This is a genomic window from Arthrobacter sp. R-11 (genome assembly GCF_049913155.1).
GTDB lineage: Bacteria > Actinomycetota > Actinomycetes > Actinomycetales > Micrococcaceae > Arthrobacter.
In genome coordinates, this window is the sequence record NZ_CP183979.1 from 4348027 (window position 1) to 4366021 (window position 17995).

22 protein-coding genes and 1 tRNA gene are annotated in these 17995 nt (G+C 66.5%); 8 read left to right on the forward strand and 15 right to left on the reverse strand.

Annotated features, from left to right (window positions below):
* Positions 1-53: 53 nt before the first annotated feature.
* A complete protein-coding gene (locus tag ACN9M4_RS19875; RefSeq protein WP_426303556.1) occupies positions 54-1055 on the reverse strand; it encodes an EamA family transporter in 1002 nt (333 codons plus the stop codon).
* A gap of 106 nt (positions 1056-1161) precedes the next feature.
* On the opposite strand from ACN9M4_RS19875, the gene ACN9M4_RS19880 reads away from it, so the two are divergent.
* Positions 1162-1704, forward strand: coding sequence for a CGNR zinc finger domain-containing protein (locus tag ACN9M4_RS19880; RefSeq protein ID WP_426301001.1), 543 nt, complete (start codon positions 1162-1164; stop codon positions 1702-1704).
* A gap of 34 nt (positions 1705-1738) precedes the next feature.
* On the opposite strand, the gene ACN9M4_RS19885 is transcribed toward ACN9M4_RS19880, so the two are convergent.
* The 3 genes from ACN9M4_RS19885 to ACN9M4_RS19895 form a co-directional block, all read right to left on the reverse strand.
* The gene (locus tag ACN9M4_RS19885; protein ID WP_426301003.1) at positions 1739-2104 is read right to left on the reverse strand and encodes a hypothetical protein; all 366 of its coding nucleotides are present in this window, start codon (positions 2102-2104) and stop codon (positions 1739-1741) included.
* 77 nt (positions 2105-2181) lie between these two features.
* Entirely contained in the window at positions 2182-2694 is a 513-nt protein-coding gene (locus ACN9M4_RS19890; RefSeq protein WP_426303558.1) for a hypothetical protein, read from the reverse strand.
* Between the two features lie 132 nt (positions 2695-2826).
* On the reverse strand, positions 2827-4167 hold the full coding sequence (locus ACN9M4_RS19895) for an MATE family efflux transporter (protein ID WP_426301005.1): 1341 nt from the start codon (positions 4165-4167) through the stop codon (positions 2827-2829).
* Positions 4168-4338: 171 nt separating this feature from the next.
* On the opposite strand from ACN9M4_RS19895, the gene ACN9M4_RS19900 reads away from it, so the two are divergent.
* A complete protein-coding gene (locus ACN9M4_RS19900) occupies positions 4339-4773 on the forward strand; it encodes a DoxX family protein (RefSeq protein ID WP_426301007.1) in 435 nt (144 codons plus the stop codon).
* Positions 4774-4860: 87 nt separating this feature from the next.
* Here the strand turns inward: ACN9M4_RS19900 and aztD are convergent, their stop codons facing one another.
* Positions 4861-6162, reverse strand: coding sequence for a zinc metallochaperone AztD (gene aztD, locus ACN9M4_RS19905; RefSeq protein ID WP_426301009.1), 1302 nt, complete (start codon positions 6160-6162; stop codon positions 4861-4863).
* 136 nt (positions 6163-6298) lie between these two features.
* Between aztD and ACN9M4_RS19910 the strand changes: the two genes are divergently transcribed.
* Entirely contained in the window at positions 6299-7279 is a 981-nt protein-coding gene (locus tag ACN9M4_RS19910; RefSeq protein WP_426301011.1) for an acyl-CoA thioesterase, read from the forward strand.
* 93 nt (positions 7280-7372) lie between these two features.
* Here ACN9M4_RS19910 and dnaB read toward each other — a convergent pair whose 3' ends face one another.
* Entirely contained in the window at positions 7373-8755 is a 1383-nt protein-coding gene (gene dnaB, locus ACN9M4_RS19915) for a replicative DNA helicase (RefSeq protein WP_426301013.1), read from the reverse strand.
* 640 nt (positions 8756-9395) lie between these two features.
* Between dnaB and ACN9M4_RS19920 the strand changes: the two genes are divergently transcribed.
* Together ACN9M4_RS19920 and ACN9M4_RS19925 are read left to right on the forward strand one after the other, a co-directional pair.
* Positions 9396-9896, forward strand: coding sequence for a hypothetical protein (locus ACN9M4_RS19920; protein ID WP_426301015.1), 501 nt, complete (start codon positions 9396-9398; stop codon positions 9894-9896).
* 3 nt (positions 9897-9899) lie between these two features.
* Positions 9900-10475 carry a hypothetical protein gene (locus ACN9M4_RS19925; protein WP_426301017.1) on the forward strand — a complete coding sequence of 192 codons (576 nt, stop codon included), beginning with the start codon at positions 9900-9902 and terminating at the stop codon, positions 10473-10475.
* Here the strand turns inward: ACN9M4_RS19925 and ACN9M4_RS19930 are convergent.
* Positions 10472-10846, reverse strand: a complete 375-nt coding sequence (locus tag ACN9M4_RS19930; protein WP_426301019.1) for a zf-TFIIB domain-containing protein — start codon at positions 10844-10846, stop codon at positions 10472-10474. The genes ACN9M4_RS19925 and ACN9M4_RS19930 overlap by 4 nt on opposite strands.
* Before the next feature lie 80 nt (positions 10847-10926).
* Positions 10927-11553 carry an FMN reductase gene (locus ACN9M4_RS19935; protein WP_426301021.1) on the reverse strand — a complete coding sequence of 209 codons (627 nt, stop codon included), beginning with the start codon at positions 11551-11553 and terminating at the stop codon, positions 10927-10929.
* Positions 11554-11920: 367 nt separating this feature from the next.
* Between ACN9M4_RS19935 and ACN9M4_RS19940 the strand changes: the two genes are divergently transcribed.
* Positions 11921-12466: a hypothetical protein gene (locus ACN9M4_RS19940; RefSeq protein ID WP_426301023.1), complete on the forward strand. Its 546-nt coding sequence runs from the start codon at positions 11921-11923 to the stop codon at positions 12464-12466.
* Positions 12467-12556: 90 nt separating this feature from the next.
* Here ACN9M4_RS19940 and rplI read toward each other — a convergent pair whose 3' ends face one another.
* The 5 genes from rplI to ACN9M4_RS19965 all read right to left on the reverse strand — a co-directional run bounded on the left by rplI (position 12557) and on the right by ACN9M4_RS19965 (position 14716).
* The gene (gene rplI, locus ACN9M4_RS19945) at positions 12557-13009 is read right to left on the reverse strand and encodes a 50S ribosomal protein L9 (RefSeq protein WP_074591592.1); all 453 of its coding nucleotides are present in this window, start codon (positions 13007-13009) and stop codon (positions 12557-12559) included.
* Between the two features lie 17 nt (positions 13010-13026).
* The gene (gene rpsR / locus ACN9M4_RS19950) at positions 13027-13266 is read right to left on the reverse strand and encodes a 30S ribosomal protein S18 (RefSeq protein WP_003800144.1); all 240 of its coding nucleotides are present in this window, start codon (positions 13264-13266) and stop codon (positions 13027-13029) included.
* A 127-nt stretch (positions 13267-13393) separates the two neighbouring features.
* The gene (locus tag ACN9M4_RS19955; RefSeq protein WP_426301026.1) at positions 13394-13975 is read right to left on the reverse strand and encodes a single-stranded DNA-binding protein; all 582 of its coding nucleotides are present in this window, start codon (positions 13973-13975) and stop codon (positions 13394-13396) included.
* Positions 13976-14030: 55 nt separating this feature from the next.
* Complete coding sequence (gene rpsF / locus ACN9M4_RS19960) at positions 14031-14336, reverse strand: 30S ribosomal protein S6 (protein WP_021473324.1); 306 nt, start codon at positions 14334-14336, stop codon at positions 14031-14033.
* A gap of 297 nt (positions 14337-14633) precedes the next feature.
* A tRNA-Leu gene (locus ACN9M4_RS19965) sits at positions 14634-14716 on the reverse strand.
* 148 nt (positions 14717-14864) lie between these two features.
* On the opposite strand from ACN9M4_RS19965, the gene ACN9M4_RS19970 reads away from it, so the two are divergent.
* Positions 14865-15023 (forward strand): hypothetical protein, encoded by a 159-nt coding sequence (locus ACN9M4_RS19970; RefSeq protein ID WP_426301028.1) that lies wholly within the window; start codon positions 14865-14867, stop codon positions 15021-15023.
* Positions 15010-15681, forward strand: a complete 672-nt coding sequence (locus tag ACN9M4_RS19975; RefSeq protein ID WP_426301030.1) for a DUF1345 domain-containing protein — start codon at positions 15010-15012, stop codon at positions 15679-15681. The genes ACN9M4_RS19970 and ACN9M4_RS19975 overlap by 14 nt, the downstream gene beginning before the upstream one ends.
* A 4-nt stretch (positions 15682-15685) precedes the next feature.
* Here ACN9M4_RS19975 and ACN9M4_RS19980 read toward each other — a convergent pair whose 3' ends face one another.
* Entirely contained in the window at positions 15686-17017 is a 1332-nt protein-coding gene (locus tag ACN9M4_RS19980; protein WP_426301032.1) for a M18 family aminopeptidase, read from the reverse strand.
* A gap of 10 nt (positions 17018-17027) precedes the next feature.
* Complete coding sequence (locus tag ACN9M4_RS19985) at positions 17028-17942, reverse strand: intradiol ring-cleavage dioxygenase (protein WP_426301034.1); 915 nt, start codon at positions 17940-17942, stop codon at positions 17028-17030.
* Positions 17943-17995 lie beyond the last annotated feature (53 nt).

Genomic DNA, 17995 nt, shown 5'->3' on the forward strand with positions numbered 1-17995 from the left:
AGGGGGTCATCTGCGTTTAAGCCGGCGCCTAACGGAACCGTTGCTCCTGGCGGTTAATGTTCCGGGACCGTCCGCACCGAAGGCACGGGTTCGACGTCGTTCGCGTGGTCAAGCTCCGCGCACGGCTCGGCGTGGCCGGGCACGGAAACGTCCAGGCGCTCGGCGCGGAGTTCGTCCACGCGCACCAGCACCACGCCGAAGATGATCAGAGCGCCGCCCAGGAGCTGGATGGGGCTCGGCAGCTCGGACAGCAGCAGCCAGGCCCAGACGACGGCGAACAGCACCTCGGTGAGCGAAATGAAGGACGCCACCTTGGAACCGAGGCTGCGGGCAGCCATGATGCCGGTGACGTAGGACAGCACGGTGGACAGCAGCACCAGGCCGGCGACCGAAACCCACCACGGAGTGCTCCACGGGCCAAGGTGGGTGTCCGCGGTACTGAAGGACATCGGCAGCAGGCCGAAGGCCGCGGCGGCCCACATGACGATCGCACCGGCCAGCAGCCCGCCGGCGGCGAGGACCAGCGGCGGGAGGCCGTCGTTCTGTTTGGCCGTGATGAAGAAGTAGATCACCAGGCAGACCGCCGCGGCCATGCCCCAGAGCACACCCACGAAGTCCACCTTGACTGCGCCGGTGAGGTCGAGCACGAAGACCAGGCCGCCCAGGGACAGCAGGGTGCCGATCGAAGTCAGCGCCCGCGGGCGGCGCCGGGTGGCCGCCCAAAGCCAGAGAACGATCATGGTGGGTGCGAGGTATTCAAGCAGCAGGGCAACACCCACGGACAGCCGGGCCACGGCGTTGAAGTAGAAGAGCTGGCAGCCGGCCACGCCGATCAGGCCGAACAGCAGGATGGTGAGCCAGTTTTCCTTGAGCTGGTGCCAGCGCCCGCGAAGTGCGACGACGGCGGGCACCGCCAGGACCAGCGCCGCGCCGCTGAGGCGGACCGCGACGGCGGAACCCGGCGTCCAGCCCGTCTCCAGGAGGGATTTAGCGAAAGAGCCGGACAGCCCGAAGACCGCGGAGGAGAAGAGCGCAACGCCCAGGCCGGAGGCCATGAAGCCCGCCGCGCCCTGGCCCTTGGCAGCTGACACAGCACGCCTCCTGTCAGGAGTAAAATAGGTTACGCTCCTGACAATACGCCCGAGCAAGTAAGGAGTCAAAGTGCTTTTTGCACCTGACACTGAGGTGGCCCTGCGCGCCGTCGTAAATTTGATCAACACCGCTGCCAACGGCGGCGAGGAACTGGTTTCCCCGGAGGACCTGGATGCCTTCCTGGACGCCGAGGAATTCTCCGGCGTGCGGGCGGGAACGGAACAGGAATTGGAGAGCGTCAAGCGGCTCCGCGGGGAACTCGCAGCGTTGTGGACAGCGGATGAGGACACCGCGGTCCAGGCGATCAACCAGTTGCTGGTGAAGGCGAAGGCACTCCCCCAGCTGGTAAAGCACGATCACTGGGACTGGCACTTGCACGCAACCACGCCGGATGCGCCGCTCGTGGACCGTATGGGCACCGAGGCGGCCATGGCACTAGTGGACGTAATCCGCAGCAAGGAGAGCGAGCGCATGCGGGTCTGCGCCGCGGAGGATTGCGACGCCGTGGTGCTGGACCTGAGCCGGAACCGCTCCAAGCTCTACTGCGACACGGGAAACTGCGCCAACCGGGCGCATGTGGCCGCGTACCGGGCGCGCCGCGCGAGCGCCTAGGACCATCCGGCGCGCAGGACACGCCGGCGTTGCGTCAGTTGTTCCCGGGCTCCGGGGTCTCGGGCTTTTCCGGGGCGGGGCCGGAAGACGCGGGGCCGGGAACGGCGCCGCCGTGGCTGCCGGGCTTGCGGGAGGTCAGGTTGACGCCGGAGCCCTTGCCCAGGTGCTCGGCGTTTTCCTTGTAGCTCATGGAGAGCATCGCAGCCATGACCAGGCTGACGATGAAGGCGATGCCGCCGCCGGTGAAGGCGAGGTCGAAGCGCGGCGAATGGCCGCTGCCGCCCGAGGCGAAGATCAGCACGGCGAAGAAGACCAGCACGCCCCAGAATGCGGAAAACATCAGCGGCCCCTTCACCGAGGTCCGCATCTTGCGCGGCTCTCCTGGTTTCTGGTCTGCCAAGGTTGTCCTCCAATGGTGCCGTGGTGCCGGCGCCTCGCGCGCCTCAAGAGTTCTACAGAAAGTAGAAGGTACGGTAACTAGTTTACGTCCTCGGCGGGCACGCCGTGCCCACCGTTCCCGCGGCCGCCGGCGTCATGCCGCAGGCTCAGCCCGGAGAGCATCCACAGGACGCCTGAAATGATGGCGCCGCCGCCGGCTACGCCAAGCAGTGCGTGCGCTCCGAGACCGATGAAGAAGGGCAGCAGGGCCGCCGTCCCAACACCGACGACGCCGGAGATCAGCCAGTCGCGCGCCAGCACCTGGCGTCCGCGCTCGCGCAGCCCCTGCAGCAGTTCCCACAGGCCGAGCACCAGGAGGGCGAAGGAGGCGGACAAGGCGGCACCGGCGTCGGACTGGAGGAGCAGGGCTCCCACGCCGCCAAGCGCGACGACAGCTACCAGGCCAAGCGGAGCGCTTCCGCTGCGCAGCACGGCAAATGCCGTCGCCAGCAGGTACAGTCCGAGCGCCCAGGCGAGGACCTGCACGGAGGGAGCCCCCCAGAACACCGTCAGCGCCCCGAAAACGAGGGCGATTGCGGCGCGCAGCAGCACCGGCTTCCACGGCGCGGCATCATCGGAGCCGGAGGGCAAGGAAGGGACAGATGCTGACGAGGAGGGGGAAGTCACCAATCCAGTTTAGCGATCAGAACCCGTCCGGCCGCCGGGGCCTCCTGCGGCCGGGGGTCATGACCCCAGCACCATCCACTTGTCGCTGCGCGAGCGCAGGCCGAGGGTGACTCCGCGGGCCAGCATGTAGCCCAGGCCGAAGGCCGCCCAGAGCCAGAGCAGCCCGGCCGCCCCCTCGGGCCGCGCCAGGTGGACGGCGGCAAGCAGGGGGAAGTAGAAGGCGAGGTTCACGACGCCGGCGATCGCCAGGTAGCGGGCGTCGCCCGCGCCGATCAGCACGCCGTCGAGCACGAACACGAAGCCGGCCAGCGGCTGTCCGGCGGCCAGGATCCAGAGCGCGCCGGTGAGGGCGGACTGCACGGCGGCGTCGGAGGTGAAGAGCAGGCCGGCCCAGGGCGCGGCCGCGGCCAGCAGGGCGCCGGTCACGACCCCGAAGCCAAGGCCCCAGCGGATCATTGTCCGGGTGAGCAAGCGCGCCCGGGCGGGCCTGGCCGCGCCGAGTTCCTTGCCGATCAGGGCCTGGGCGGCGATCGCCAGGGCGTCCAGCGCGAAGGCCAGGAAGGAGAAGATGGTCATTGTCAGCTGGTGCGCGGCCAGGTTGACCGCGCCCTGCGAGGTGGCGACGAGCACGGTGGCGAGGATCGCCAGGCGCAGGGAGAGCGTGCGGAGCATCAGCCAGGAACCCACGGTGGTCATAGCACGGATGCCGTGCCAGTCCGGCCGCAGGGACACCCTGTGCCGGCGGGCGTTGCGGCCCACCATCACCAGGTACACCGCGGCCATGGCCCACTGCGCGATGCTGGTGCCAAGCGCCGAACCGGTGACCGAAAGGTGCAGCCCGTAGACCAGCACCCAGTTGAGGGCGATGTTGAGGGCGAAGCCGGCGGTGGCCACGACCAGCGGGGTGCGGGTGTCCTGCAGGCCGCGGAGCACTCCGGTACCCGCGAAGATCAGCAGCATGGCCACCAGCCCGGGCATGGACCAGCGGAGGTAGTCGACGGCGAAGCCGCGCACCTCTCCCCCGGCGCCGAACAGGTCTACGAGCGGCCCGGCGGCGAAGAAGCCGGCCACAGCCAGCACCGCGCCCAGCAGCAGCGCCAGCCACACGCCGTCGCGCCCCGCCGCGAGCGCCTTGGACAGCTTGCCGTCGCCGATCGCCCGGGCGACCGCCGGCGTCGTCGAGTAAGCAAGGAAGACCATCAGCCCGACGGCGGTGTGCAGCAACGTGGAAGCCAGCCCGACGCCGGCCAGCTGGCTGACGCCGAGGTGGCCCACGATGGCCGAGTCCGCCAGGAGGAACAGGGGTTCCGCGATCAGCGCGCCGAAAGCCGGGACGGCGAGGCGGAGGATCTCGCGGGCATGGGACGGGCTGGCGGCACGGGCTACGGTCTGGGGCACTTTTCCACCATAACGGGCAGGGCGGACAGGCCAGGGGCTTCGTTGCTCCCCGTCACATTTACTTGACACTTCAAGCATATTTCGCAAGGCTGCTTAAGGAGGGCGTCGCAGATCCCGGCCCGCGCCGGAGCGCCCCCGGACCGCCAACCGCAACGAACGGTGCAAAAAACCATGAACAAGTCCACCCTGACCAACACAGCCCTTACAGTCCTGCGCGTCATCGTCGGATTCATCTTCGCCGCGCACGGCTGGCAGAAATTCAATGAATTCACCATCCCGGGCACCCAGGCCGCCTTCACCCAGATGGGCGTCCCCGGTGCGTCCGTCGTCGCGCCGCTTGTGGCCGGACTGGAACTCGTGGGCGGCATCGCGCTCATCGCCGGCCTCCTGACCCGCGTCTTCGGCGCCCTCCTCGCAATGGACATGCTCGGCGCGCTGGTGCTGGTACATGCGCCGGCCGGCGTCTTTGTCGCCAACGGGGGCTATGAGCTGGTGCTTGCGCTCGGCGGCGGCGCCCTCGCCGTGGCCCTGGCCGGGGCCGGGCGGCTCTCTATCGACGCCGCCGCATTCGGCCGCAAGGGCTCCAAGCTGGGCGTCCTCGCCTGAGCGCCTAAGGAAATCACGCAGCACGAAGCCGGAATGAGCAGCGCACCCGTTTCGGCGGGTGCGCTGCCCTGTTTGAGGCTTCCGGACTCAGCCCTCGACGCCGGTCAGCTCGTTCGGCACGACATCCAGCACGCCGCTCTTGAGCACCTTGCGGCTTTCCAGGTCCACGGCGTGGATCTTGCGAGCCGCCGGCTCGGTGACGTACGCAGTCGAGCCCTGTACGAAGAGGGTGGGCCGTGGGTCCTGCCAGGTGGTCGACTCAGTCCAGGGAGCCGTCACCTTGATGGTGGAAACGACCTTGCCGCTGGCGGGATCGATTACGCGCAGGCCGCCGTCGGTTCCGAGGACCAGCGCCTCGCCGGACGGGCCGCGGCCGAGGGAACGGAAGGAATAACTGGTCCCGAGGTCCACGAGCCGCAGCTTGGCGGTGTCGGTGTTGACTAGGGAGATCCGGGTGGGCCGCTCCAGCTCAGCATCCTTGTCCACCTTGTAGTCACCCAGGATCACCGGGGAGTTTTCGGATCCGGCCTGGTTGCCCATGCGCCCGTACTTGTCCGGGCTGGCCACCTTGGTGAACCTGCCGCCCTTGTAGATCAGCATGCCGTTTTCGCAGCCGAGTACAACGGTGCCGTGCGCGGCGACTGCCTCGCCGTGGACACCGGGGCAGTTTTCGTTCCGGGCAATTTCCTTGCGGTCCTGCCCCTTGCCGGGGCCAAGGACGACGGCGCCGGAGCGGCCCTCCTCCGTGCCCAGGGTCACCAGCAGGCCGCCGCCCTCTAGCGGAACCGCGACGCCGTGATGGGCTTCCGATGCCGTGTAGACATCGGTCTCGGGCAGGCCGCTTGCGAGGGCCTTCGCGAGCCCCGCGGGATTGAAGCTTTCAACCTTTCCCGAGCCGTCGCTGAACAGCACTGTCCTCCCGGCATGGCGCACCACGTGGCCGGCCTTGCTTGCCTCGAAGGAGCGTTCCGTCAGGCGCGGTTCGCCGGCGTAATGATGGCTATGGTCGCCGTGCGGCTCGCTCCAGGAGCCGGCGTCGAACACGCGGAAGGCGTCCCCGGTGGAGACCAGTACATGGCGGCCGTCGCCGGCCGGGTTCAGGCGGTTGAAGCCGCCAAGGTCCGCTCCGCCCACGGGCTTGAGGGTCTTGGCATCGAGTACCGTGATGCCGCCGTCATGGGTGAGAACGAGGCGCGGCGTGGGTCCCTGGGCCTCCTTCGCCGCGCCGGGGGAAGCGTCACTCCCGGGCGGCTGCGAGGCGGCCCCCGGGGTAGCCGCTCCCGGCGAAACGGCGGCGCCACAGCCGGCGAGCAGGACGGCCGAAAGGGCGATGGATGGCACCGCAAGAACGCGGCGGGCAGGACGTTTGGACGAGGGGTGAGTGATCATGCGCTTAACAATAATGACTCTCATTAGTAGTAGTGAAATTGGCGCGGCCCCCGGCTGCCTTTTGCCGTCCCGGCCCGAAGGTGACGGGCGCCGTCACACAAGGCACCGCCGTCGGACCCGTGGCTAAACTCGCCTCATGAGCGAGCCCGCACCGCACTCCGTCACCCTTCGCTTCCTGGCCGCCCCCACCGACGTCGGGCACAGCGGTTCGGTGGACGCCGGCACGGTCCTCGAGTGGGTGGACAAAGCGGCGTATGCGGCCGCCGTCGGCTGGGCGAAGTCCTACTGCGTGACGGCATACGTCGGCAACATCCACTTCAGCGATCCCGTGAACAGCGGCGACATGGTGGAAGTGGAGGCGACCATCGTCTACACGGGCCGCTCCTCGATGCACATCCGCACTGTCACCTCCGCCGCTGACCCCAAGGGTGGCCCTGCCACCATGCGCAGCCAGTGCCTGGTGATTTTCGTGGCAGTCGGTCCGGACGGCAAGCCGGTCCCGGTCCCCCAGTTCACGCCCTCGACGCCGGCCGAAATCGAACAGCGGGACAGCGCGCTGGCGCGGATCGCCGTGCGCGAGCAGATCGTCGAAGCGATGAACGCCCAGGAATATACCGACGCCGGTACGGCCGAGCGCGTGGTGCTGCGCTTCATGGCCGCCCCCACCGATGTGAACTGGGGCGGCAAGGTGCACGGCGGCATCGTCATGAAATGGATCGACGAGGCCGCTTACGTCTGCGCCTCGCGGTATTGCGGCAGGGATACGGTTGCCGTATTCTCCGGCGGCGTGCGCTTCTACCGGCCGCTGATGATCGGCGATGTGGTGGAAGTGGAGGCGCGCCTGGTGTACACCGGCAACAAGGGCATGCATGTCGCCGTCCACGTGCGTTCCGGCAGCCCGAAGAGCCGGGAAATGCGGCTCACCACCTACTGCCTGACGGTGATGGTGGCCCGCGACGACAGCGGAACCTCGGTGCCGGTACCCCAATGGGTGCCGGTCAGCGAAGAGGACAAGCGGCTACACACGCATGCCCGGGACCTGCTGGAAATCCGGGGTGGCGCACCGGGCAACCGCCTGCCCGACCATCTGCTGCAGGACCCCCAGCATCTGCTGTAGGACCCCGAGCATCTGCTGCAGGACCCCGACCATCTGCTGCAGGACGAGGGCGCCCAAGCGGTTCCGGGATCCGGCCGGGGCGCCTGGGCGGCGCTAGAAGCCGCCGCCGCCCGTGTCGCCGGCCATGTTGGCGAAGCGCGAATAGTGGCCCTGGAAGGCGACCACGATGTCCTTGGTGGGGCCGTTACGGTGCTTGGCAACCAGGATGTCCGCCTCGCCGGCGCGCGGGGACTCCTTGTCGTAGACGTCTTCGCGGTGCAGCAGGATGACCATGTCGGCGTCCTGCTCGATGGAGCCGGATTCACGAAGGTCCGAGACCATGGGGCGCTTGTCCTGGCGCTGTTCGGAGCCACGGTTCAGCTGGGACAGGGCAATGACGGGCACCTGGAGTTCTTTGGCGAGCAGCTTGAGCGCACGCGAGAACTCGGACACTTCCTGCTGGCGGGATTCGACGCGCTTGCCGGAGCTCATGAGCTGCAGGTAGTCCAGGACCACGAGCTTGAGGTCGTGCTGCTGCTTCAGGCGCCGGCATTTGGCACGAATCTCCATCAGGGACATGTTGGGGCTGTCATCGATGAACAGCGGGGCGTCGTTCATCCGGCCCATGGTGGTGGCGATCTTGGACCATTGCTCGTCCTTGATGGTGCCCTTGCGGAGGTCCTGGAGGCTGATGGTGGCCTCTGCCGACAGCAGGCGCATGGCGATTTCGTTCCGGCCCATTTCCAGGGAGAACATCACGGTGGCGAGGTTGTGCTTGATGGCCGCCGAGCGGGCGAAGTCCAGCGCGAAGGTGGACTTACCGACGGCGGGCCGGGCCGCGATGACGATCATCTGGCCGGGATGCAGGCCGTGGGTCAGCTCATCGAGCTCATAGAAGCCTGTGGGAACGCCGGTCATGCCCTCGCCACGGTGCCCGGAAGCCTCAATTTCGTCCACCGTCGATTCCATGACGTCCTTCAGGGCGACATAGTCCTCGGCAGTGCGGCGCTCGGCCACGGCATAGACCTCGGCCTGGGCCTGGTTGACCAGGTCCTCGACTTCGCCGTCCTGGCCGTAGCCCATCTGGACGATCTTGGTTCCGGCATTCACGAGGCGGCGCAGCACGGCCCGTTCTGCCACGATCTCCGCGTAATAGCCGGCGTTGGCCGCGGTGGGGACCGTCTGGATGAGCTCGTGCAGGTAGGCGGGGCCGCCGATCTTGTTGATCTCGCCGCGCTTGGTCAGTTCATCGGAGACCGTGACGGCGTCGGCCGGCTCGCCGCGGCCATAGAGATCGATGATCGATTCGTAGATGGTCTCGTGGGCGGGACGGTAGAAGTCGTGGCCGCGGACGATCTCCACGACGTCCGCGATGGCATCCTTGGACAGCATCATGCCGCCGAGGACCGATTGCTCTGCCGCGATGTCCTGCGGGGGAGTCCGGCCCAGCTCGGATGAGCGGCCGCCCTCAATAGAATCCAGGTGCGTAACTGACAAAGCCGTCCTCCATGTGTACCGCCGGGTGCTTCAGGACGGCCTGGCGCACCCCAAGGGGCTGCCGGCTGCCTGGTATCTGCCGTTGCCCAATCCTCGCCGAGGGCACCGACAATCTTCCGCCGGCACCATCCGGAGCCGGCAGATCAGGATTTCCCCAGCAATCCACGGGTTATCCACAAGGAAATCCACAAGGCCCGGAAAGGACCTGTGCACAAAGCTCCCGCGGCGGCGAAAACAGGGCAATCCACGTACCAGAAAGGGGTACCCAGCCACGTTATCCCCGCTCTTTCGGGGAACCAAGCCGGGCCTGTGGATAACCCGTGGATAACGTGGCGCTGCTTGTGCACAGTCTGTGCATCATCCTGTGGAAAGCAAAATAGTTTCTCCCAAAACACGCCCCTGAACTGGGAAAACTCTTCGAACAGGCTGTGCAACAAAAGTATTTTCCGGCTTTCCCCATCCACAGCCTCAATGCCGCGGAGCGCATGGACGAGCCACTCGAGACCGCGCCCGGCGCCAAAATATGCCCCGCATGTGATGTGGCCCACAAATTCCCCGAAAATTCGACAGTGTTCTCTCAAAAAACATGCCCAGATGGGAATGTGCTGTGGATAACTGGCAACTGGCATAAGCTCTAAACATGGACTTCACCTTGGGGGATGCGCTGATTGTCGCAATGCCTGCGGCCATCCTCGTAACGGTGATCTGGGCAGTGAACCATGCCCTCAAACCCAGGGACTTCGGCATCTCTGACGCCGAGCGCTATCAGCGTGAACTCGCCGAGCGTTCCGCTGCCCACCAGGCCGAGCAGGCCCGCGCCGCCCTGGCCGCCCGTGCCCGGATCAACGCGTCAACGCTGCCGAGCCAGAACGAGCAACAGGCCCGCCAGCAATCCGAAAGCCACCAGCCACTGCAGGACGCAGCAGCGCGTCCGCCGGCCGGACACCAGGCGGCGGCGGGAGCACCGGCGTCGGGGAGGCGCCTCCAGGCGGTGCTTCCAAACGGCCAGCTGAATCCGGAATTCGTACGGCAATTGCAGACCATGGCCCGCAACGGGCAGAAGATCCAGGCCATTAAACTTCTACGGGAGTACACCCGCACGGACTTGCTTTCCGCAAAGAACTACATAGATCGGCTCTGATACATGGAATCCCTGATCGTCCCGGCCCTGATCCTGGTTGCCGTGGTCATCGCCGTCCTGCTGCTGAACCGCAGCTTGAGCCGCCGTGCGACGGAGTACCGTGCGGCACATGACGCCGCCAGCGCGCCTGTGGACGCCGTGGAACTGGCCCGCGAATCCGCCGCGAAGCTAAGCGAGGAGCAGCACCGCCGGCTGTATTCGCTCATCGCCCAGGGGCAGGCCATGGCCGCCATCAAGCTGTACCTCAGCAGCACGGGAGAGGGCCTGCGCGCCTCCCGCGACGCAGTGGCAGCCCTCGCGGCACACCCTCAGCCGTTCCGGCAGCCTGAACCGCCGCCCGCTGACCTGCTCCCGGAAGAAGAGGAACCCGAGCGTTTCCCGTACCGCTACCGGGCCATCGCCAGCAAGGGCGACGTGATCCGCGAGGTCAGCAGCAACATGCTCAATGACGACATCTACGGGCGGATCCGCACGCTCGCCAAGAGCGGCGACGTAGAGGCCGCCGCCCTTGCGCTGGTGCGCCACTCCGACATTTCCCTCGCGCAGGCGCGCGAATTCATCGCCCTGCTGGAGGACTAGAAGTCGAAGAGGTCCCCCAGCCAGCTTTCCTTCTTCTTATGCCGCCGGTCGTAGTCGCGGTCGTAGCCCTGCTTGCCGTAGTTGCGGTCCTCGTAGCGCGGCTTCTCCCGGTTGTAGCGTGGATCCTGGACGTTTCCGTAACCGGGCTGCTCAAGGTAGCCGCGGTCGTAAAGCGGCGGAGGGGCGGGCGCAGGCGGAGCCTGGGGTGCGGCGGGTGCGGACTGCCCGCCGTACTGGCCCGCCGCCCGGTCGATGATCTTGTCGAGCTCACCCCGGTCCAGCCAGACGCCCCTGCACTGCGGGCAGTAGTCGATCTCCACGCCGTTCCGGTCGCTCATCACCAGGTCATTTGAATCCACAGGACACTTCATGTTCGGCTCAACGACCCGGGCCGGTAAAAAGTTCGGTCCGTCCAGCGGCCGGTGGCCTGGTGGGTGACGGGTGGCGCGGGCTAGCGGCCGCCGGTGATTCCGGCGAGGAGCTGCTCGAACGGCAGGGACTCCATCGAATCGGCCTTGCGGTGCGGTTGTTCGCCGCTCAGCAGTTGCACCAGTTCCCCGGCCGCCCGGTCCACGCGGGCAGACAAGGGCGAGCCGCCGCCGTCGTTGTTCCCCCAGTCCTGGGGGCCGGCGAAGACGGAGGTCTGGGTCATCCGGGTCCGCAGGTAGCTGAAGAGCGGCCGCATGGCGTGGTCCAGCACCATCTGGTGGCGGTCCGTGCCGCCGGCGGCGCCCATCAGGACGGCCTTGCCGTCCAGGGACTTGGGGTCCAGGACGTCGATGAAGGACTTGAACAGGCCGCTGTAGGAGGCGCTGAACACGGGGCTGACCGCGATGATCCCGTCGGACTGCTCGACGCCGGAAATCACCTCCGTGAGGCGCGGGCCCGCGTAGCCGGTGACGAAGTTGTTCGCGATGTCCACGGCGAGCTCCCGCAGCTCGATGACCTCGACCCGGGCGTCGTAGCCTGCCTCGCCGAGCTGTCGCTTCGCCGAGGCGGCGAGCTGGTCGGCGAGCAGGCGGCTCGACGACGGGACGCCGAGTCCGGCGGATAGGACGGTAATGCGGCGGGTCTCCATGGTGTTCTCCTGATGCTCGGTGGTTCGTTTTCAGACTACATGCATTTGCATCTATACCACCAAACGACGGGATCCGTTGAAGTATTCCCGACGGCCCTTCCCAGCTAAGCACTCTGCGCGAACGTACAGATAAGGCCCCGTTTTCGCGGATCCAGGGGCATCATCTGCTCGTTCGCGCTCGAAAAGCGCGGGCGCGCTGACGGACTTCCGCCGTCCTGTCGCGGGGCGTACCGCGGGGCGGATCCTGGGAGTAACATCAGTCGCAGGCTGGGGCGTCGTCGCAACCGGTGCTTCGCGAACCGCCATGTGCCGGCAGTGACACTTTCTGTATCCGTGCGCAGAATCCGCGCCGTCGAAAGTCATCACCATGCCCAGTAACCTCAACCCACTCGTCACCGCGGTCCTCATCGGCGGTCTCGCCATCGCGGGGGCCGCCCCCGCCAGCGCGGAGGTCATCGAACGCTACAGCCTCGATTTCTCGACCAGCGGCGTCGTCGACGACTTTTGCGGCTCGGGGCTGCAGCCCTCATTCACCTATGACCAGACTGGTTCCGGCTCCGTCAAGATGCGCGGCAACGATGGCCCGCTGTGGTTCCACGAGGAGGTCAGTATCGTCCAGACATTCACCTACAACGGGATGACCGTGACCGACATCCAGCCGAACACGCTCGCCAAGGACCTCAAGATCGTCGACAACGGCGACGGGACGCTCAGCATCACCGCGCTGTTCACCGGAGGAGACCGGCTTGTGGGAAGCGACGGTAAGCTCCTCGCCAAGGGCGATGGCCAGATCCGCACCCTCTTCACCATCGACACTGCGTCCGGCGAGGTGATCAGCGACGAGCTGATCTTCGGTTCGACGGGCACGAACGACGACTTCTGCGAAGCAATCCTCGCTCACTGGGGCGTCTGACCGATCGCTTCGCCCTCGAGCTAAAGCAAAAGACCCCCGCCTCCGGAATCCGGGAGCGGGGGTCTTTCGTGCAGTCAATGACTACTTGCGCTACTTGCTGGCAACGACCTCGAGGTCGATGACAGCGGAAACGTCCTCGTGCAGGCGGACGTTGGCCTGGTACGAACCAACAGACTTGATGTGGTTCGGCAGTTCAACGTTGCGCTTGTCGATGGAGCCGAGACCAGCAGCCTCAACAGCAGCTGCGACGTCGGCCGGCTTGACGGTGCCGAAGAGACGACCGGACTCGCCGGCCTTCACTACGAGCTGAACCTTCTTGGCGGACAGCGCAGCGGCCTGTGCCTGTGCAGCTTCAACAGAAGCGTGGGCGCGGGCAGCACGTGCAGCCTTGATGGACTCAACCTGCTTCTCGCCACCACGGGTCCAGGTCAGAGCGAAGCCGCGGGGCAGGAGGTAGTTACGTGCGTAACCGTTCTTGACCTCGACAACATCGCCAGCAGCACCGAGACCGGTAACTTCGTGGGTCAGAATGAGCTTTGCCATGTTAGTTAATCCCTTCCTTAGCCGCGGCCAGCGCCGGAGTAGGGCAGCAGTGCAACTTCGCGGGCGTTCTTGATTGCCTGGGCGATCTTGCGCTGTTCCTGAACGGTAACGCCGGTGACGCGACGAGCGCGGATCTTTCCGCGGTCGGAGATGAACTTGCGCAGCAGTGCTACGTCCTTGTAGTCGATGACGGTGATGTCAGCGGCCTTCAAGGGGTTGGACTTTGGTTTGGGCTTACGGAGTTCAGCCTTAGCCATCGTGGAGCTCCTTTTCTATGGAGCCCGTGGATATTGATCCACGGGATGGTGGGTGTCCGACGGCGTCTGCCACCTTGGGTGCCTTGCGGCACCCGGGCGGGTTCCGGCGTCGGACGTGAATGTTTGTTTAGAAGGGAGGTTCGGAGTCCGGGCCGTTGCCCCAGCCGCCTGCATTGCTGACGCCGGGGGTAGCCCACGGGTCATCCTGCGGCGCGGACTGGTTGCCGCCCCATCCTCCACCGGGGTTGCCGCCCTGGTTTCCACCAGAACCGCCCCCGAAGCCACCGCCGCCGCCGAAGCCGCCCTGGTTGCCGTTTCCGCCGCCAAACCCGCCACCGCCGGAGCGCTGGGTACGGTTGACTTTGGCATTGGCGTACCGAAGGCTGGGGCCGATTTCGTCGACCTCAAGCTCGATGACGGTGCGCTTCTCGCCTTCCTTGGTTTCGTAGGAGCGGCTCTTCAAACGGCCGGAAACGATGACGCGCATGCCCTTGGTGAGGGACTCTGCCACGTTCTCGGCTGCTTCACGCCACACCGACGCGCGGAGGAACAGGGTTTCCCCGTCCTTCCACTCGTTGGACTGGCGGTCGAAGGTCCGGGGAGTAGAAGCGATGGTGAAGTTCGCTACTGCCGAGCCAGACGGGGTGAACCGCAGCTCCGGGTCATTGGTGAGATTACCGATGACCGTAATAGTGGTTTCGCCTGCCATCTACTGCCTCCTTGTTCGTTCCTACGGGGTAAAGATTGGAAAGTCCGGAGCTGAATTACTCAGCAACAACCTTCTGGTCTTCGGGGCGGATGATCTTGGTGCGCATGATGGTCTCGTTCAGAGACAGCTGGCGGTCAAGTTCCTTGGCGGTAGCCGGCTCAGCGGTGAAGTTCACCACGGCGTAGATACCTTCAGACTTCTTCTTGATGTCGTAAGCCAGGCGACGACGGCCCCAGATGTCAACCTTCTCGATGGTTCCACCATCGGTGGTGATGACATTCAGGAACTTCTGAAGCGACGGCTCAACGGTACGCTCTTCGACCTCGGGGTCGATGATTACCATCAATTCGTAAGGACGCATATGTGAACCCACCTCCTTTGGGCTAAGCGGTTACGGTATTTCCGTAACAGGAGGTTCATTTGCGATGCCGTGCAAGGCTCCGCCACCGGAAATTTCGGGGACAGGGCGCAGCACAGACTTCAATATCTTAGTCCATCTCCTACACCCAAGGCTATTCGGCGTGTTCGCGGGGCGGAAGCTGCGGTTCCGGCTATGTGGACAACCGCCTGCTCGGCATCGCCGTCATCATGTTCGCGCCGCGCGCCGGCGGCTAGGCAAAAAGAACACCCCGGTCCGTGGACCGGGGTGTACCTGTTGTGCGCGGAGGGGGACTTGAACCCCCACCCCCTTTCGAGGACTAGCACCTCAAGCTAGCGCGTCTGCCATTCCGCCACCCGCGCAAGGTGATCCGGAGAAGCCGTGTTTCGTTTTTCTCCGTAGCAGCGACAAAGACCGTAGCACGGGAACCCCGCAGCTGCCGATTCGGACACTCCGCGCGTGTCCAGCGAAAGGCCGGTCGGCTGATCCCGGCACGGCTAGGGTGGCCCTATGGACGCCGCACCGCTGAACGCCATCGTGATTCCCGTACTCTCCGCCGCCATCTTCCTGTACGCCCTGTACTTCGTGGTCCGTTCCGGGGTCCGCGACGGCATCCTGCAGGCCGAAAGGAAGCGTGACGGGGAAGGCGGATCCGATGGCCGCCACTGAGCGTGCCCGGCGCAACCGGCTGCGCATCGCCGTCATGTTCGCCGCGGGTGCTGCCGCCGCCCTGGCTACCGGCATCGGGGGGCACTGGGTGGCGGCACCTACTGTCGGCTGGGCCACGGCAGCCCTGGTGTTTGTCACATGGGTGTGGCTCGTTATCGGGCGCATGGATCCGGACTCCACCAAGAGGCACGCGACGGAAGAAGACCCCTCCCGCGGCACGACGGACGTGCTCATCCTCGGCGCCAACCTGCTGAGCCTCGTAGCGGTGGCCGCCGTCGTCGTCGGATCACACCAGGACGACGGCGGCGGGCTGGGTGGCCGGCTCGCCGCGGGAGCGCTGGCGCTGGTGAGTGTCGCGCTGTCCTGGACGTTGGTCCAGACCCTGTTCACCCTGCGCTATGCCGAGCTGTACTACGAAACCGGTGAGGACGCGGGCGGGGAGGAGGGTGGCATCAACTTCAACCAGAAGGAGCCCCCGCGGTACACGGACTTCGCGTACCTCGCCACGAGCCTGGGCATGACCTACCAGGTGTCGGACACGAACCTTGAGAACCACCGCATCCGCGCCGAAGCCCTGAAGCACAGCCTGCTGTCCTATCTTTTCGGCACCGTGATCCTGGCCGCGACCATCAACTTGGTGATCGGCCTGGCGGGGTAAGGGTTTAGGCAGCCGTCCGGAAGAACAGCTTCGCGACGGCTGCCAGCGAGTGCGGGTCCTCGGTGCCGCACAGCTCGCGGGCCGAGTGCATGGACAGCAGCGCAATGCCGACGTCGACCGTCCGGATGCCCAGCCGGGTCGCCGTCAGGGGGCCGATGGTGGAGCCGCAGGGGACGTCGTTGTTGGAGACGAATTCCTGGTACGGCACCCCGGCCTCTCCGCAGAGCCGTGCCCAGAACGCGGCGCCCGGGGCGTCCGTGGCGTAGCGCTGGTTGGCGTTGATCTTCAGCAGCGGCCCGCCGTTGAGGACAGGACGGTTGGCGGGGTCGTGCCGTTCCGGGTAGTTGGGGTGCACGGCGTGGCCGGCATCCGCGGAGACGCAGAACGACGACGCGAAAGCCTGCCGCCGTTCACTCACCGAGGCGCCCAGGCCGTCCGAGATCCGGGTCAGGATGTCTTCCAGGATCGGCCCGCACGCACCGGAGCGGGACGCGGAGCCGATTTCCTCGTGGTCGAAGGCGGCCAGGACCGCGATCGGGCCGCCGGTCGGCGCGCCCGCGGACGCATGGGCGATCAGTGCCGCCAGGCCCGCGTGTGTGGAGGAGAGGTTGTCCAGGCGTCCCGAGGCGAAGAACTCGCCCTTGGCGCCGAACACCGCCGGGGCCTGGGTATCGGCGACCACGATGTCGTAACCGCCGATCAGGGCAGGATCCACCTCCGCCGGCGCGCCGCCGTCGTCATCCGCCGGAGAAACAGAAGCGGCGAGCAGCCCCAGTAAGTCCTCCGAGCCAGGGTCCCCCAGGCCGAACACCGGGTTCATGTGCTGCTGCTTGCCCAGGGTCAGGCCTTCGTTGACGGCGCGGTCCAGGTGGATGGCCAGCTGCGGGAAGCGCAGCAGCGGGCCGGTGGCGGTGAGGTGTTCGGTGCCGTCGAGCATCACCAGCCGGCCGGCGAGGCGGAGTTCGCGGTCCAGCCAGGAGTTCAGCAGCGGGCCGCCATAGACCTCGACGCCTGCCTGCAGCCAGCCGAACTTGCCGGTGGTGGGCTTGGGCTTGAGCTTGAAGGACGGCGAATCCGTGTGGGTGCCGAGGATGTTGAAGGGCGTGGCCGGTCCGGCGCCGCCGGGAACCACCCAGGCGATGAGGGCGCCGTCGCGGACCACGTAGAACGAGCCGCCGCCCTTCGCCGAGACCGGCCAGGCCTGTGCCTCGTCCAGCTTGGCGAACCCTGCGGCGTCGAGCCGGCGGGCTGCTTCGTGGACAGCGTGAAAGCTCGACGGCGACGCGGTGACGTACGCGCCGAGGTCCTGGATGTGCTCATGTGCGGTGGCAGGCATGGCTCCGAGTCTAGATGGTCACATTCAGTGCCGCCGTGTAGCCCGCCGACGCCGAGCCGGTCATTGTCGCCAGCTGGTAGACGCCGCCGTCGTCGCCGAAGACGTTGTCCGATTTCAGGGTGGTGTTGGGGAAGTTCTCGGCGCTCGTTTCGTAGCCGGCGGTGGCGTAGACATCGCGGCAGGCCGCGTCCGTGAGCGCGATCTGCGAGACCGCCAGGAGCCGGCCCGCGCTGGTGGCATTGCTCAGGGACTCGAAGACTTCGAAATGGATGTGCGGCCAGCGGCCGTTGTAGGCGCCGGGGAAGATGGTGGTGAAGCTCAGCTGGCCGTTGGCGTCGGCCTCCTGGACGCCGCGCAGGTAGTTCTCATTTTCCAGCCCGGAATCGTAGAGCGAGTACTTTCCGTCCCGGTCGCAGTGCCAGGCGTAGACGGCGGCGCCGGAAAGCGGGACGCAGCCGTTCGCGTTGTCCAGCAGGGTCAGGGTGACGGTCAGCGGGACGCCGTCGACCTTGGTGCTGGAGGTGCCGAAGCTGGAGGTGATGTCCTGGCGGACCACCCCGGAGGCTTCCAGCACATTGGGTCCGTTGGAGCCGTCGCCCGGGTAGGGACCGGCGGTTTCCTGCGGGATCTCCACGCCTTCGGCAAAGGCGCGGGTGACGGTCGAGGATGCGGAAGCGGACGGCGAGGCGGCCGCCGTCGTGCTGCTGGTGGCAGTGCTGCTGCTTGCGGTGCCCGACGCCGTAGCGCCGCTTGCGCTGTCCGTGGCGGTTCCGCTGCCGGTTCCGGCGGGGGTGCAGGCGGCGAGGGCCGCGGTGGCGGCGCCGGCGAACAACACGCCGAGGGTGTTGCGGCGGCTCAGCAGGGTGGAGAGATCGAACTCGAGTCCGCGGTCGTGGTCGGGATGGGGACCGTTGGAAGTTGTCATGGCTCCATGGAAGCCCGGCGGCCTGTGCCGTGTACATGCGGTTTCTGTGCCGG

Excerpts from the sequence above, each read along its gene's own strand:
- rplI (WP_074591592.1), bottom strand. The coding sequence starts at position 13,009 with ATGGCAAAGCTCATTCTGACCCACGAAGTTACCGGTCTCGGTGCTGCT.
- aztD (WP_426301009.1), bottom strand. The coding sequence starts at position 6,162 with ATGATCACTCACCCCTCGTCCAAACGTCCTGCCCGCCGCGTTCTTGCG.
- ACN9M4_RS19985 (WP_426301034.1), bottom strand. The coding sequence starts at position 17,942 with ATGACAACTTCCAACGGTCCCCATCCCGACCACGACCGCGGACTCGAG.
- ACN9M4_RS19940 (WP_426301023.1), top strand. The coding sequence starts at position 11,921 with ATGCCCAGTAACCTCAACCCACTCGTCACCGCGGTCCTCATCGGCGGT.
- ACN9M4_RS19970 (WP_426301028.1), top strand. The coding sequence starts at position 14,865 with ATGGACGCCGCACCGCTGAACGCCATCGTGATTCCCGTACTCTCCGCC.
- ACN9M4_RS19935 (WP_426301021.1), bottom strand. The coding sequence starts at position 11,553 with ATGGAGACCCGCCGCATTACCGTCCTATCCGCCGGACTCGGCGTCCCG.
- rpsR (WP_003800144.1), bottom strand. The coding sequence starts at position 13,266 with ATGGCTAAGGCTGAACTCCGTAAGCCCAAACCAAAGTCCAACCCCTTG.
- ACN9M4_RS19900 (WP_426301007.1), top strand. The coding sequence starts at position 4,339 with ATGAACAAGTCCACCCTGACCAACACAGCCCTTACAGTCCTGCGCGTC.
- ACN9M4_RS19925 (WP_426301017.1), top strand. The coding sequence starts at position 9,900 with ATGGAATCCCTGATCGTCCCGGCCCTGATCCTGGTTGCCGTGGTCATC.
- ACN9M4_RS19980 (WP_426301032.1), bottom strand. The coding sequence starts at position 17,017 with ATGCCTGCCACCGCACATGAGCACATCCAGGACCTCGGCGCGTACGTC.
- ACN9M4_RS19875 (WP_426303556.1), bottom strand. The coding sequence starts at position 1,055 with ATGGCCTCCGGCCTGGGCGTTGCGCTCTTCTCCTCCGCGGTCTTCGGG.
- ACN9M4_RS19975 (WP_426301030.1), top strand. The coding sequence starts at position 15,010 with ATGGCCGCCACTGAGCGTGCCCGGCGCAACCGGCTGCGCATCGCCGTC.
- ACN9M4_RS19920 (WP_426301015.1), top strand. The coding sequence starts at position 9,396 with ATGGACTTCACCTTGGGGGATGCGCTGATTGTCGCAATGCCTGCGGCC.
- rpsF (WP_021473324.1), bottom strand. The coding sequence starts at position 14,336 with ATGCGTCCTTACGAATTGATGGTAATCATCGACCCCGAGGTCGAAGAG.
- ACN9M4_RS19955 (WP_426301026.1), bottom strand. The coding sequence starts at position 13,975 with ATGGCAGGCGAAACCACTATTACGGTCATCGGTAATCTCACCAATGAC.
- ACN9M4_RS19930 (WP_426301019.1), bottom strand. The coding sequence starts at position 10,846 with ATGAAGTGTCCTGTGGATTCAAATGACCTGGTGATGAGCGACCGGAAC.
- ACN9M4_RS19910 (WP_426301011.1), top strand. The coding sequence starts at position 6,299 with ATGAGCGAGCCCGCACCGCACTCCGTCACCCTTCGCTTCCTGGCCGCC.